Source organism: Clostridia bacterium (genome assembly GCA_017620395.1).
GTDB lineage: Bacteria > Bacillota > Clostridia > Oscillospirales > RGIG8002 > RGIG8002.
This window is the reverse complement of the sequence record JAFZQJ010000026.1, coordinates 149,840-164,891: the sequence shown is the minus strand read 5'-3', so window position 1 is coordinate 164,891 and position 15,052 is coordinate 149,840. Positions and strand designations below refer to the sequence as shown.

Annotated in this window: 13 protein-coding genes; all 13 read right to left on the bottom strand. The window is 58.3% G+C overall.

Annotated elements, in window-relative coordinates; translation table 11 throughout:
* Positions 1-7: 7 nt before the first annotated feature.
* Entirely contained in the window at positions 8-946 is a 939-nt protein-coding gene (locus tag J5441_05810; protein MBO4934663.1) for a transketolase family protein, read from the bottom strand.
* Positions 943-1,797 carry a transketolase gene (locus J5441_05805; GenBank protein MBO4934662.1) on the bottom strand — a complete coding sequence of 285 codons (855 nt, stop codon included), beginning with the start codon at positions 1,795-1,797 and terminating at the stop codon, positions 943-945. Before J5441_05805 ends, J5441_05810 begins: the two co-directional genes overlap by 4 nt.
* On the bottom strand, positions 1,775-2,707 hold the full coding sequence (locus J5441_05800) for an RluA family pseudouridine synthase (GenBank protein MBO4934661.1): 933 nt from the start codon (positions 2,705-2,707) through the stop codon (positions 1,775-1,777). The genes J5441_05805 and J5441_05800 overlap by 23 nt, the downstream gene beginning before the upstream one ends.
* Complete coding sequence (lspA, locus tag J5441_05795; protein ID MBO4934660.1) at positions 2,688-3,185, bottom strand: signal peptidase II; 498 nt, start codon at positions 3,183-3,185, stop codon at positions 2,688-2,690. Before lspA ends, J5441_05800 begins: the two co-directional genes overlap by 20 nt.
* Positions 3,186-3,231: 46 nt before the next feature.
* A complete protein-coding gene (gene ileS / locus J5441_05790; GenBank protein ID MBO4934659.1) occupies positions 3,232-6,018 on the bottom strand; it encodes an isoleucine--tRNA ligase in 2,787 nt (928 codons plus the stop codon).
* A gap of 101 nt (positions 6,019-6,119) precedes the next feature.
* The gene (locus J5441_05785) at positions 6,120-6,911 is read right to left on the bottom strand and encodes a DivIVA domain-containing protein (protein MBO4934658.1); all 792 of its coding nucleotides are present in this window, start codon (positions 6,909-6,911) and stop codon (positions 6,120-6,122) included.
* A 38-nt stretch (positions 6,912-6,949) separates the two neighbouring features.
* Positions 6,950-7,381 (bottom strand): cell division protein SepF, encoded by a 432-nt coding sequence (locus J5441_05780; GenBank protein MBO4934657.1) that lies wholly within the window; start codon positions 7,379-7,381, stop codon positions 6,950-6,952.
* A gap of 13 nt (positions 7,382-7,394) precedes the next feature.
* Positions 7,395-8,093, bottom strand: coding sequence for a YggS family pyridoxal phosphate-dependent enzyme (locus J5441_05775; GenBank protein ID MBO4934656.1), 699 nt, complete (start codon positions 8,091-8,093; stop codon positions 7,395-7,397).
* Positions 8,094-8,105: 12 nt separating this feature from the next.
* A complete protein-coding gene (locus J5441_05770) occupies positions 8,106-9,317 on the bottom strand; it encodes a hypothetical protein (GenBank protein MBO4934655.1) in 1,212 nt (403 codons plus the stop codon).
* Positions 9,318-9,340: 23 nt separating this feature from the next.
* A complete protein-coding gene (gene hfq / locus J5441_05765; protein ID MBO4934654.1) occupies positions 9,341-9,574 on the bottom strand; it encodes an RNA chaperone Hfq in 234 nt (77 codons plus the stop codon).
* 26 nt (positions 9,575-9,600) lie between these two features.
* Positions 9,601-10,533 (bottom strand): tRNA (adenosine(37)-N6)-dimethylallyltransferase MiaA, encoded by a 933-nt coding sequence (miaA, locus tag J5441_05760; protein MBO4934653.1) that lies wholly within the window; start codon positions 10,531-10,533, stop codon positions 9,601-9,603.
* Position 10,534: 1 nt separating this feature from the next.
* Positions 10,535-12,439, bottom strand: coding sequence for a DNA mismatch repair endonuclease MutL (gene mutL, locus J5441_05755; GenBank protein MBO4934652.1), 1,905 nt, complete (start codon positions 12,437-12,439; stop codon positions 10,535-10,537).
* Positions 12,436-15,021, bottom strand: a complete 2,586-nt coding sequence (gene mutS, locus J5441_05750) for a DNA mismatch repair protein MutS (GenBank protein ID MBO4934651.1) — start codon at positions 15,019-15,021, stop codon at positions 12,436-12,438. Before mutS ends, mutL begins: the two co-directional genes overlap by 4 nt.
* Positions 15,022-15,052 lie beyond the last annotated feature (31 nt).

Sequence of the window (15,052 nt, the reverse complement as noted above, 5' to 3'; positions counted from 1 at the left end):
AGCGTTTTCACGCTTTTTTCATTTTCGTTATCATCTTCGCTCTCTCGGCAATCTTTTCGCCGGTGAGGCCGAAGTAAGCGAGGACCTCCTTCGCCTTGCCGCTCAAGCCGAAAACGTCGTTTATGCCGACGCGGCTGACGGGAACGGGCCAGTGCTCGCTGAGCGCTTCGCAGACCGCGGAGCCGAGCCCGCCGATGATATTATGCTCTTCGGCGGTGACGATGCAGCCGGTCTTCTGCGCGTATTTCACGAGCAGTTCGGCGTCGATGGGCTTTATCGTGGAGATGTTGATTACCGCGGCGCTTATCCCCTCTTTTTCAAGTATATCGGCGGCGATCAGCGACTCGGAAAGCATAAGTCCGGTCGCGACGATGGTCACGTCGGAGCCGTCGCGCAGGACGTCGCCCTTGCCGAGCTTGAAATGACAGGTTTCGGGCGTATAGACGTCCGGGTAGACGAGACGGCCGAGGCGGATATACATAGGTCCGTTATACTCGGCGGCGGCGCGTACCGCCGCGCACGCCTCCGCGTCGTCGGCGGGGCTGACGACCACCATGCCGGGAATGGAACGCATTATCGATATATCCTCGATGCACTGGTGAGTCGCGCCGTCCTCGCCCACGGAAACGCCCGCGTGGGACGCGGCGACTTTTACGTTAAGGCCGGGATAGCAGATGGAGTTTCTTATCTGCTCGAACGCCCTGCCGGTGGCGAACATAGCGAAGGAGCTGGCGAAAACGGTCTTGCCGCAGGCGGCGAGTCCCGCCGCGACGGACATCATATTGCCTTCCGCGATGCCGCAGTTGAAGAATCTGTCGGGAAACTTTTTGCCGAAAATCGCGGTCTTGGTCGAGCCGGAAAGGTCGGCGTCGAGGACGACGATATCCTTATTGGTCTCGCCGAGCTCCGCGAGCGTCAGGCCGTAGCTTTCTCTCGTTGCTTTCATCTCAGTTCCCCTTTCTGCGCCGCTTCAAGACGCGCCTCGAGCTCCGCCTTCGCGATCTCGTACTGCTCCTGCTTCGGCGCGGAGCCGTGCCAGGCGGGGTTGTTTTCCATAAACGAAACGCCCTTGCCCTTGACAGTGCGGAGGATTATGCCGCTCGGCTTGCCCTTCGCGGCTCTCGCGGCGTCAAGCGCGGCGGCGATGGACTCGAAGTCGTGCCCGTCCGCCTCAAAGACGTTGAAGTTGAACGCCCTGAACTTATCGGCAAACGGCAGAGGCGACATGACCTTCGTTATATCGCCGTCTATCTGCAGGCCGTTATAGTCGATCATCACGACGAGGTTATCGAGGTTGTAGTGCGCGGCGAACATGAGGGCTTCGTAGACCTGTCCCTCCTGGCTTTCGCCGTCGCCGAGGATTGTGTAAACGCGGTAGTCCCTTCCGTCGAGCTTCGCGGCGAGCGCCATTCCGCAGGCGGCGGAAATGCCCTGCCCCAGCGAGCCGGTGGACATATCGATGCCGGGAACGCCCTTCATATCGGGGTGACCCTGAAGGAAGTGCCCGAGCTTACGGAGATTCGCGACCTCTTTGACGTCGAAGTAGCCCTTCAGACCGAGCGCGGCGTAGACGGCGGGCGCGCAGTGCCCCTTGGATAAAACGAATCTGTCTCTGTCTTCCCAGTCGGGCTGATCGGGACGTATGCGCATTTCACAGTTATACAGATACGTTACGACTTCCGCGATCGAAAGCGATCCGCCGGGATGTCCCGAGGCGGCGTTGTAGATGCCCTCAAGCGCGGCGAGGCGTACCTTTTCCGCGAAGACGGCAAGCTCAGTAAGTTTCTGTTTTTCCATGAGCATCTCCCTTTCTCAAAACGCTGAGCGTTTCGGTGAAATAGTCGGGCAGCGGCGCTTCGACCGTCATCTCTTCGCCCGTTGAAGGGTGGCGGAAGGTTATTCTCGCCGCGTGGAGGCATTGATGCGTCAGCGGCAGGTCGGTTGTCCTGCCGTATTGCCTGTCCCCCGCGACGGGGTGTCCGATATGCGCCATGTGGACGCGTATCTGATGCGTTCTGCCGGTCTCGAGGCGGCAGAGGATCAGCGAGTATTTGTCGAATTCTTCAAGCACTTCGTAGTGCGTGACCGCAGGCTTTGAATTGACCGCCGTGACCGCCATCTTCTTGCGGTCGGCGCGGCTGCGCCCGATCGGCGCGTTGACTGTGCCCTCTTTTTTCGGGAAGCGGCCGTGGACGACGGCTAGGTATTCCCTGCGCGCCGTGTGCTCCTTTATCTGCTCCGCGAGCGAAAGGTGCGCCTTGTCGTTTTTCGCGACGAGCAGCACCCCGCTCGTCTCCTTGTCTATGCGGTGGACGATGCCCGGGCGCGTCACTCCGTTTATGCCGGAGAGCGAATCGCCGCAGTGCGCGAGAAGCGCGTTGACGAGCGTATCGGAATAGTTCCCCGGCGCGGGGTGAACGACCATTCCGACGGGCTTGTCCACGACGAGCAGGTCGGAGTCCTCGTAGAGCACGGAAAGCGGTATCTCAGCCGGAGCCATATCGAGCGGCTCGGCTTCCGGAGGTGTGACGACTATCTCGTCGCCCGCCTTCGTCTTATGGTTCTTCGCGGTAACGGGCGCTCCGTTGATTTCGACCGCGCCCGACTCGATGAGCTTCTGCGCCGCGGAGCGCGAGAACTCCCCGGAAGCGGATACGACCGCGTCGAGCCGCGTTCCCGCGGTTTCTTCAGTTACCGTTATCCTCATCGGGCGTTTCCTCCGTCTTCACGGTCTTTTTCTCTTTGCCGTAGAAAAACAGGAAATAGATAAAGAGCATCGCAACTCCGACGGTAAGGCAGATATCCGCAAAGTTGAACACCGGAAAATCGATCAGCCGGAAATCTATGAAATCGACGACCGCTCCGGTCGCGATACGGTCGATCACGTTCCCGATCGCGCCCGCGACGACGAGTATCGACGACGCGTAGAAGAGCTTCGAGTCAATCTTGCGCGAAACGTTGATATATATCACTATTCCGCAGACTATTACCGCGAGTATCACGAAGCCCCATCGGAAGCCGTTGAGTATGCTGAACGCCGCGCCGGTATTCTCGCGGTAGGTCAGGTGAAGCACGTCCCGTATTATCGGAACGGTCGTGACCGGCTTGAGATACGCGACGGCGAGCGCTTTCGTTATCTGATCCGTGGCGACGAGCGCGGCGGAAAGCAGAAAGAACAACAGCATTGGCTTTCTCCTTTGAGACGGCAGGCGTTTCCGCCTGCCGTTCAATTTACTCTATAATCGACGCGCAGCGCTTGCAGAGCGTCAGGTGCTTTTCGTCGTATCCGACGTCGCCGGTGTACGCCCAGCAGCGTTGGCACTTCTCGCCCTCCGCTTTCGCGACGAGGACGGAAACGCCCGCGTTCTCACCCGCCACGGCGTCCGCGGGAGCGGCGTCGCAGCTGATCTTCACGCCGGAGACGATGAAGAGCTGCGCGAGATCCGGAACGGTATCGAGGAACGCCTTTTCGTCCGCGTCGGCGTAGACGGTGACTACCGCTTCGAGCGAGGCGCCGATCTTCTTCTCGGCGCGGGCGAGCTCGAGAGCTTTCTGCACGTCGTTGCGGACGGCGATGATCTTATCCCATTTGGCGGTGAACTCCTCGGGCGCGGAGAGTCCCTGCGCCTTCGGGAAGTCGTTGAAGAACACGCTTCTTCCGTCTTCTCCGGCGGTGTGGCGGATGAACTGCCACGCCTCCTCCGACGTGAAAGAAAGGATCGGCGCGACTATCTTCACGATGGCGTTCAGCACGTTATAGATGACCGTCTGCGCGGCTCTGCGCGAGAGCGAATCCGCCTTCTCGACATAGAGACGGTCTTTGATTATGTCGAGGTAGAAGGACGACATATCGAGCACGCAGAAGCTGTAAACGGCGTGGTAGATGACGTGGAAGTCGAAAGCGTCGTAAGCCTTCGCCGCCTTGTCGATAAGCGCGTCGAGCGCGTAGCACGCCCACTTATCCAGCTCGGTAAGCTGCTCAAACGGAACGGCGTCCTTTTCCGGATCGAAGTCGTAAAGGTTGCCGAGGATGAAGCGCTCGGTGTTTCTGATCTTGCGGTAGACCTCCGCGAGCTGCTTGAGTATCTCCTTGGAGACCTTGACGTCGTTGCGGTAGTCGGCGGAGGAGATCCACAGACGGAGGATATCCGCGCCGTATTCCTTGATGATGTCCTGCGGTGAGATGCCGTTGCCGAGCGACTTGGACATCTTCCTGCCCTCGAGGTCGATTATCATGCCGTGAGTCAGGACGCTGCGGTAAGGAGCGATGCCCGCGGTGGCGACGGAGGTCAGCAGCGAGGACTGGAACCAGCCCCTGTACTGGTCGTTGCCTTCGAGATAGAGGTCGCAGGGCTCGGAAAGGCCGTTCTCTTCGCTCAGCACGGCGGCGTGGGAGCTGCCGGAGTCGAACCAGACGTCCATAATGTCGGTTTCCTTGCGGAACTTATCGCAGCCGCACTTGGAGCACTTCGTGCCGGCGGGAAGAATATCCGCGGCGTCGGTGGAGTACCACGCGTCGGAGCCTTCTCTGCGGAAAAGCTCGGAAACCGCTTTGATCGCTTCGGGGTCGATATGCTCGTGGCCGCATTCCTCGCAGTAGAAGATCGGGATCGGAACGCCCCAGATGCGCTGACGGGAGATGCACCAGTCGGCGCGGTCGCTGACCATGGAGCGAATCCTCTCTTCTCCCCATTTGGGCATCCACTCGACGGTGGAGATCGCTTCCATAGTCTGCGGCTTTATCGCCTCGACGGAGCAGAACCACTGCTCGGTGGCGCGGTAGATTATCGGGTTGTGGCAGCGCCAGCAGTGCGGATAGGGGTGGATTATCTCCTCTATCGCAAAGAGCGCGCCGGTTTCTTTCAGATATGCGGCGATCTCTTTGTTCGCCTCGTCGGTCTTCAGGCCGGCAAACCTGCCCGCTTCCTCGGTCAGTCTGCCCTTCCCGTCGACGGGAACAACGATGCCGATCTCGGGGTAGTTCTTGCAGACGACGAAGTCCTCTTCGCCGTGGCCGGGAGCGGTATGTACGCAGCCGGTGCCGCTTTCGAGCGTGACGTGGTCGCCTACGATGATAAGCGATTCGCGGTCGAGGAAGGGGTGCTTCGCGGTCATATACTCGAACTCGCTGCCCTTGATGCCGGAGGCGGCGATCGCGTAATCGCTTATGCCGGCGGCCTTCATCGAGGACTCGGTGAGCTCCTTGGCCATAATATAGTATTCGCCGTTTGCCGATACTATGTTGTATTCAAACTCCGGACCGAGGCATATGGCGAGGTTGCCGGGCAGGGTCCAGGTGGTAGTCGTCCAGATAACGAAGTAGGTCTTTGCGCGGTCGATACCGTACTGCGCGAGCTTGCCCTTGTCGTCCGCGACGGCGAACTTGACGTAGATGGAGTCGCACTTGTCGTCGGAGTATTCGATCTCCGCCTCGGCAAGCGCGGTTTCGTCCGCGGGGCACCAGTAGACAGGCTTCAGCCCCTTGTAGATATAGCCCTTCTCCGCCATTTTGCCGAAGATCTCGATCTGCTTCGCCTCAAACTCGGGGTTGAGCGTGAGATAGGGCTTGTCGAAGCGGCCGATGACGCCGAGGCGCTTGAACTGCTCCTTCTGAGTTTCGACGTACTGCAGCGCGAACTCGCGGCAGTGCTTGCGGAAGCCGACTATATCCCCTCTCGGCGGGCCGTACTTCTTGATGACCTGGCGCTCGATGGGCAGACCGTGGGTATCCCAGCCGGGAATGTAGGGAGAACAGTAGCCCGCCATATTCTTGTAGCGGACGATTATGTCCTTCAGCACCTTGTTCAGCGCGTGGCCGAGGTGTATGTCGCCGTTGGCGTAGGGAGGCCCGTCGTGAAGCACATATAAGGGTTTACCCTCATTATGCTTAATGAGGGTATCGTAAAAATTATCCTGTTTCTGCTTTTCAAGAAGCTCCGGCTCTCTCTGCGGCAGGTTGGCGCGCATCGAGAACTCGGTCTTGGGTAAATTCAGAGTAGCGTTGTAATCAGACTGCATTTCTTGCATTTCTTTCTATACTCCCGAAAACAAATTGAGGCGAGCGGAACGGATCCATTCCGCTCGCCTTTAACGGCGGGATCCGCCGCCGGTTTTTTCACTTATTCTTTGTCAAAATCATAGTCCGATCCGAACTTGATGTCGATATCCTTGAACTTTTCGGCGGCGCTGCCGAAAAGGAGCTGACCGTCCGCAGAGTCCTCGGGCTCCGCATCCTCGGCGGCCTCGGGCGCTTCGGGCGCAGCAGGCGCTTCGGGAGCCGCCGCTGCAGCCTCTTCAGGCTTGAAGATGCTGACGTCCTCTTCCGCGGGAGCTTCCGGAGCCGGTTCGGCGGCCGGAGCTTCGGGCGCAGATACCGTTTCTGCCGAAGGCGCCGGCTCGGCGGTTTCCGTAGACTGCTCCTGAGCTTCTTCAGGCAGCTCGGGCGCGGGCTCTTCCTTCTCATCCTCAACGTAAGGCAGCGAATCGATCATATCGAGATGGCTGCGGTATATCGCGAAAAGTCTGGCGCGGAAATCCGAAACCTCCTTGCGCAGAACGTTCAGAGTCTCCTGCTCCTGCTCGACGTCCTTCTGCGCGTTCTTCACAAGGCGTTCCGCCTTGAAGGTCGCTTCTCTGATGATGAGATCCGCCTTGTTTTTACCTTCTCTGATGACCTGCTCGTTTATCTTCTGGGCATTGAGAAGAGCGTTTGAAATCGACTCCTCGTTGCCGCGGTATTCCTCGAGCTTGGCAACGACGACTTCGATCTTCTTTATCAATTCGGCGTTATCGGTGAGCATCTTCTCGTAATCCGCGGCGACCTCGTCGAGAAAAACGTCGACCTCTTCCATTTTATAGCCGCTGAAGCTCTTTGAAAACTGCTTCGCTTTGATATCTTTCGGATAAATCATTTACAGCCCCCTACGCATTATTTTTTACTCTTTACGGCTCAAAACAGTCCGTTGTTTTCCAGCTCGTCAAGCAGGTCACCCATGATACCCACGTTGTACGGGGTGATAAGATAAGTGCTGTGAGCAACGCGCTGGATCTTGCCTCCGTTGGCGTAGGCTACGCCGCTGAGGAAGTCTATCAGTCTGCGTGAAATCTCTTTGCCGGTATTCTCAAGGTTGAGAACGACGGTGCGCTTCTCGTTGAGATGGTCCGCGATGGCGCTGGCGTCCTCGAACACCTCGGGCTTTACAAGCACGACCTGAAGCTGAGTTGTCGCGTGGATGTTGACGACCTTGTTTCCCTTCGGAACCTCCGAAAGCGGTCTGATAACCTGTTCCTCTTCTCTTTCTCTGCCGGAGGATACGGTTTCCAGCTCATCGTCCTCATCATTGTAGGTGAAAAGGTTCTTGATTTTGTCTCCGATTCCCATTTTACGCTCTCCTTTATATTTGATTTCTTTCTCCGAAAATAGCTCTGCCGACTCTGACGAGCGTGGAGCCGCCTTCGACCGCCCATTCGTAGTCGTCGGTCATGCCCATCGACAGTATATTTATATATTTATTATCGCTTATTTTACCTCGTATGTCAAGAAACAGTTTGCACATTTCGGAAAAAAGTTTCAAAGCTTCCGTTTTTTCGACTCCGAGCGGCAGAATCGCCATCAGTCCGCGCAGTTTCAGACGAGGCATCGAGGCTATCTCCAACGCGGCGGAGACCGCTTCGGACACGGCAAAGCCGGACTTCTGCGGTTCGTTTCCGATATTCACCTGAACAAGCACGTCCAGGTCTCTGCCGCGCTTTTCACAGGCCGCCGAAAGCGCCTGCGCGAGCTCGACCGTATCGACGCTCTGGACCATATCGACCTTGTCGATTATGTATTTGATCTTGTTCTTCTGCAGATGCCCGATGAAGTGTATCTCAAGCCCCTCGGGCTTGTTTATGAGCGGATATTTTTCCGCAAGCTCCTGAGCGCGGTTCTCCGCGATGACGCGGACTCCCGCGGCGATCGCCTCGTTAACGCGTTCGGCGCTCTGGAATTTCGTCACCGCGGCAAGCGTGACCTCCTCCGGCGACCTGCCGGCTCTTACGGCGGCGGCAGAGATATTCGACATTATCGTCGATATGTTATCGGATATTCCCATTTCGTCCTCCGATCAGATGAGTTTTCCGGCGTACATATTCCTGCCGCCGATTATTACGTCGTCGTAAAGCTGCAGCATCGACGGATCGTCTCTCCTGATCCTCGAAATCACGTATCCGTCGCCCGTGTAGACGAGATCGACCTTGCGGAAGGCGACCTTCTGGCCGCGGGCGATGTATACGCCCTGCTCCCCGTCGACAACGCGGAGCGCGTCGGAATTGACTCTGACCCCTGAAAAGCTGTTGAGCTTCACGGTCGCTCTGTCAACGCGCATGCACGCCAACTCGCTGTTGACGTTATTGCACGAAAAAATGACCGCCCTGTTGCCTTCCTCGTCCGCTTCAAGCTTCTCGACCGTGAAATACACGTCGTAAGCAAGCGAGGACGAAAACCTTACCGGCAGCGTTCTGCCAACCTCGAGCCGCGCCGCGTCGGCTTCGGAAATCGGCGCGACGTAAAACCACTCGTATTGATCTATAAGCTTCCCCGTGCCGGAGTCTTCGGACACTTCGGGCGTTCTTTCGCAGATACGCGCTATCTCCTTCGGCGTAAGCTCGGTTATGCTGTCGTAGTCGGCAACGTTCTCGAACGAGTCTGTGTAGCTGACGAAGTAACCGGAATCGGGCGAAGTCACCGTGTCGTAATCGCCGGCACGCGTTTCCTGAAGTCTGTCGCGTTCCGCTTTCAGCTCTTCAAGGCGCGCCGTGAATCCCTCCACGTTTCCCTGCACCACCTGCCGCATATTGAAGTCGGTCAGCACTTCGTCCATAACGGCTCCGACGTTCTTCAGCCTTCCTTCGCGGCAGGCGTCGGCGAGCTTCGCAAATCCGCCGCGTATATTTGTTTCTATTGAGTAGGCGTCTACTCCGGTTCCCTGAGCGCCGAGCGCCGCTTCAAGGCGCGCGATTTCGGCTTCGGTCTCGCGAAGCTGTTTTTCGACGTCCGCTCCCGATGCGGAAGCGTATATTCTGGCTATGCGTTCGCCCTTGGCTACCCGCGCTCCGTCGCTGACAAGATAATCCACGATACCCGAGGCCGACGTGTCGACGAGCCTTTCGGAGCGCAGGGCAACGCCCGCGACCGTGATGCTGTCGTCCACCCTCACCCTCAACGCACGTTCCGTTTTTACCGGATCGTAAACAAGATTGAAGATGTTATAGGCCACGTACGCTATCAACAGCACGGACACGACGATTGATATGAACCTGCCGGTGTTGTTTTTCAACTCTCCTTCACCCTTTTCGGATCTTATTCTTCCTCAGCGTGTTCCATCGCAACGTGCCCCGCCGGAACCACGGTCGAGATCGCGTGCTTATAGACCATCATCTGCTTCCCGCCGGAAATCAGCAAAACGGTGAAGCTGTCGAAAGCTTTGACGGCGCCGTTGAACTGAAAGCCGTTTTTCAGGAAGACCGTTACCTGCGTGTTCTCTTTTCTGCAAGCGTTGAGGAACAGATCCTGCAAGTTCTGCGTTTTTTGCATAGCCTACTCCTTTCGTCGTTTTTACGTTATCCGCCGAACGACGCGAAAAGCTGCGCGACGTCCGCGGCTATCTCCTTTACGGAGCGTTCGTCGGTAAAGAACTCGCCGATGTATTCTCCTCTGCGGAACCACGTAAGCTGACGCTTTGCGTAATTCCTGCTGTATTGCTTTATCTTCGCGACGGCTTCGTCCAGCGCACACTCCCCGCGGAAGTACGCGAAAAGCTCGGGATAGCCGATAGCGGATATTTTGTCGGGATCGTACGCGTCAAAGACGCGCCTCGCCTCGTCCCGAAGTCCCGCGGCGATCATCGCGTCGACGCGGCGGTCTATGCGCCCGTAAAGCTCCGCTCTGTCGCGGCAGTTTATCAGAATCCTGCAGAGGGAATAACGGCTTTCGCGCACAGATTCGGCGTCCCAAACGCTCTGGGGTCTGCCGGTCACGCGGTATATTTCGAGAGCGCGTATGACGCGCTTCGTATCGTTGGGATGGATGCGCTCGGCGGAAGGTTTGTCAACCTCCGCAAGTTGACGATGCAGCTCCGCGCTTCCCTTCTCCGCCGCCTGTTTTTTCAGCTCCGCGCGGACGGTTTCGTCGCTGCTTTCGTCCGACAGCGCGGTGTTTGACGCGAGCACGTCGATATAGAGGCCGGTGCCGCCGCAGAGTATCGGCGTCCTGCCGGAAGAAAGCACGCTGTCGATCTCGCGCTCGGCGTCCTGCTTGAAGCGGAAAACGTTATAGTCGCCGTCCGGCTCGACGAAGTCGATAAGGCGGCATTCAACGCCGTCCAGCTCCTCGGAAGTCGGCTTGGCGGTGCCTATCGAAAGCTCCTTGTATATCTGCATCGAATCGGCGGAGATAATGACTCCGTCAAGCAGCTTGGCGGTCTCGACCGCCACGGCGGTCTTCCCCGCCGCGGTAGGACCGCAGATAACGAGCAGTTTCGGCTTCTTATCCATATCAGCGAAGGAACTGCTTATCCAGGTCGCCGCGCTTTATCTCAAAGCAGACGGGCCGGCCGTGAGGGCAGAAACGCGCGTCGGGATCCTCGTCAAGCATACGCAGGATGTCTTCGGCGTCCTCCTCGCTGCTGCGTCTGCCGGCTTTAACGGCAGCCTTGCAGGCGACCGAGTGGAGGACGTCGTCGTAAAACGCTTCGCTTACGCTGCGCTTGCCGCCCTTCGGGAGCTTTTCCGCCATGAGCTGAAGCAGCGACGAAACGTCGTCGTCGTTCAGCTTGACGGGAACGCTTCTGACAGTGACCTGCCCCGCGCCGAAATCCTCTACGTCGAAGCCGAGCTGAGCGAGCGTTTCGACGTTGTCGAGTATCGTCCGAGCTTCGGTTTTGTCGAGCGAAACGGTAACCGGAGAAAGCAGAAGCTGCGCGTCGGAATCAGGGTTGAAGCTCTTTTTGAGCCTGTTGAATATAATGCGTTCGTGAGCGGCGTGCTTGTCCACAAAGAGCACGCCCGATTCGCTCTCAAAAACAAGATAGGTCCTGTAAACCTCTCCCACGTAATTATAACCGTGAACGACGTCGGTTTTCGTCGTATCCTGTCGGACGACCGGAGTTTTTTCCTCCTTCACCGCGGAAGGTTCAAAGAACGGCGCCTCCGGCTCGCGGGGCGCGGTATTCGCCGCCGGCGAAGGAGATGAAGACGGCGCGGCGACTGATACGGCGCGTTCCTCCTGCTTCCCTGACTGGAAAGACGCGACTCTCGGTACGCTTATCCTGGCTTCGGTCTCCGGTATTCGCGTCTGTTCCGCCGGCGTATGCGCCGCCGGAGCGGCAAAAATGCTCTTCACCGGAGCGGCGCTCACCACGTCGCTCTTAAGCTCTCCTATCTCAACGACCTTGGACGGTGATACTCCGATGTCGTCCTTTTTGCCCTGAAGCGCACTCTTTACAGCGTGATAAATCGCGTCAAAGACCGCGTGGTCGTCCGTGAAACGCACCTCAAGCTTCGCGGGATGGACGTTTATGTCGACGAGCGCCGGGTTGAGCGTCAGATTCAGCACACAAGCCGCGAATTTGCCCGACGGAACGAGGTTCGCGTAGGAGGCGTCAAGCGCGGCCGTGAAGGTCTTTGACCTGACGAGGCGGCCGTTGACGAAGAATATCTGCATACTGCGGTTCGCACGCGGGAACGCGGGCTGCGACGTAAAGCCGCTCACGCCGATGCCCCAGCTGTTGCCCTCTACGGGAGCGAGCGTTTCCGCAAACTTCCTGCCGAAGACGGCGTTGATCGCTGCGTCGAGGCGTCCGTCGCCGGGCGTGCGCATTTCCTCCGCGCCGTTTTTTATAAACTTGAACGCTATGCCGGTGTTCGCAAGCGCGACTCTGTCCATAAACGACGCGACCGCCGCCGCTTCCGAAGCGTCCTTTTTCAAGAACTTCATACGCGCCGGAGTCGAGAAAAACAGATCGCGCACGACGACGGTAGTACCCGTCGGGCAACCGGCGTCCTCGCAAGAATCGAGGTCGCCTGCGACGTAGCGCACAGCGGTCCCGACCTCGTCGGAAGCGCATTTTGTGATCATATCGGTGCGCGAAACGGCGCAGATCGCGGCAAGGGCTTCACCGCGGAAGCCCATGGTTTCTATGCTGTTGAGCTGATCGGCGTTCTGCAGCTTGCTCGTTGCGTGGCGCAGGAACGCGGTCGGCACCTCGTCGCGCGGGATGCCGCAGCCGTTGTCGCTGACGCGGATGTAGGTTATGCCTCCGTCCTTTATCTCGACGGTGATATCCGGCGCGCCGGCGTCGATACTGTTCTCAACGAGCTCCTTGACGACGGAAACCGGTCTTTCGACGACCTCTCCAGCGGCGATCAGCTCGGAAACGTTTTTCGGGAGTACCTTTATCATTCTTTCTCAGCCTCCTTCGCTTCTGCGGAAAGCTCGTAGAGCAGCTTCAGCGCCTCGATGGGCGAAAGCGTATCCGCCTGCACCCTGCGAAGCTTTTCCAGAAGCGCGGCGCCCATCTCCCCCGCGGCCTCGCGCTGCGGGACCGGCGCGGGAGCGCGGCGCTCGACGCCGTTCGCCTCGAGGCTCTTTAAGATCTGACGCGCGCGATCGGTGACCTCGGCGGGCACTCCGGCGAGGTCGGCGACCTCGATGCCGTAGCTGTCGTCCGCTCTGCCGCGTACGATCTTGCGCAGGAAAACGAGCTTGTCGCGTTTTTTGACGGTTATGTTGTAATTCTTGACGCAGGGCATTTCCGCCTCAAGATCGGTTATTTCGTGATAGTGGGTGGCGAACAGCGTGCGGCACTTCGTGACGTCCGCAACGTAGTCTATGACCGCTCTGGCGATGCTCATTCCGTCGTAGGTCGACGTGCCGCGCCCGATCTCGTCGAAGATGACGAGGCTCTGCCGCGTCGCGTTTTTCAGTATATACGCGACCTCGCTCATCTCGACCATAAAGGTCGACTGCCCCATAGAGAGATCGTCCGACGCGCCGACGCGGGTGAAGACCTTGTCGGCTATGCCTATCTTCGCCTTCGAAGCCGGAACGAAGCATCCTATCTGCGCCATTATCGTTATCAGCGCGACCTGACGCATATAGGTCGATTTGCCCGCCATATTCGGGCCGGTGATTATCGCTATCATATTCCCGTCGAGGTCGAGCCTCGTATCGTTCGGTACGAATAGCCCGTCCGGCAGCATATTCTCGACGACGGGATGTCTGCCGTCGGTTATCTCGGTGACGCCCTCGCTGACGATCTCCGGCTTGACGTATCTGTTCGACGACGATACCGCCGCGAAGGAACAGAGCATATCGATCATCGCGACCGCCGAAGCCGTCGCCTGCATGCGCGAAAGCTGCTTCCCCACCCTCTCGAGGAGCGCGGTGAAAACGCTGTATTCTATGTCGTTTATACGCTCGTCCGCGGTGGAGATCTTCACCTCGAGCTCCTTGAGCTCCTCGGTGACGTAGCGTTCGCCGCCGACAAGCGTCTGCTTGCGGATGTAATGCTCCGGCACGAGGTTCTTATACATATTCGTGACGTCTATGTAGTAGCCGAAAACTTTGTTGTATTTGACTTTCAGATTCTTTATACCGGTCGCTTCGCGCTCACGCTCCTCGATAGAGGCGAGAACGCCGCGCAGGTTTTTCAGCAGTCCGCGCAGCTCGTCGAGCTCGGCGTCCACGCCGTCGCGGACGAAGCCGCCCTCGCGGACGGATACCGGCGGATCGTCGGTGATCGTGCGGTCGATATCGGAGCAGACGTCGTCGAGCGGATCGACGCACTCGCAGAGCGACTGAAGCATCGGGTCGCCGAAGCCGCCGAGCGTCGCCTTTATCTCGGGCAGCGGCATCAGTGAAAGGCAGAGTGCGCGAAGCTCCTTCGCGCCCGCGGTCCTGTACGCAATGCGCGCGGCGAGGCGCTCGATATCGCGCACGCCGCTCATCGTTTCGCGCAGCGAGCTTAAGTTTATGCTGTCGGCGAGCAGCGCCTCCACCGCGTTCAGACGCATACGGATATATTCCGGCTTCATGAGCGGCTTTTCGAGCGAGCCGCGCAGCATACGCTTGCCCATCGGCGTCTTCGTGCGGTCAAGGACGTGTAGCAGCGAGCCCTTCTTTTCGCCGGTGCGCATCGTTTCGGTAAGCTCGAGGTTGCGGCGCGTGCTGACGTCGAGGAGCATATACTGATCCTCGCTGACAAAGGTTATATCAGTGATGTTCGCGATTGCGGTCATCTGCGTTTCATAGAGGTAGTCGAGCAGACTGCCGAGCGCGATTATCACCGCGGGCATCGCGCTTATGCCGAGCGCGAGCACGTTTTTGTGAAAGTGATCCTCGACTATGCGGATGCAGCTGTCGAGATTCGCGTCGCCGGTGCCGTAGGTTATGACCGTGCCGGTGCGTCTGTCGAGGAAGTCAGTTACCTCCTTTATCGGCTTGGTCGCGGCGGAAAGGATGACCTCGCTCGGCGAAAAGCGCCCGAGCTCGTTGATTATCTTCTCCGCGCGCTTCTCGGAGCCGTCGGTAAGGCAGCATAGAGTGCCGGTGGTTATGTCGGCGAAGCACATTCCGAGCCCGTCTTCCGACGAATGCACGGAGGCGATGTAGTTGTTTTTGCCCTCCTCGAGCGAATCGGGGCTCATGACCGTGCCGGGCGTGACGATGCGGATGACTTCCCTGCGGACGATGCCCTTCGCGGTCGCGGGGTCCTCCATCTGCTCGCAGATGGCGACCTTGTACCCCTTCGCGATAAGCTTGGCTATATAAGCGTCGCAGGCGTGGTAAGGCACGCCGCACATCGGGGCGCGTTCGCCGTCGCCGCAGTCCCTGCCGGTCAGCACGAGATCGAGCACGCCGGAAGCGAGCTTGGCGTCGTCAAAAAACATCTCGTAAAAATCCCCCAGCCTGAAGAACAGGATGTGGTCGGGATGCTTCTCCTTGACGGCGAGATATTGAAGGATCATAGGTGATCTCGGCATTGTTTCGCTTCCGTTTCTGTGTGTTATTTTG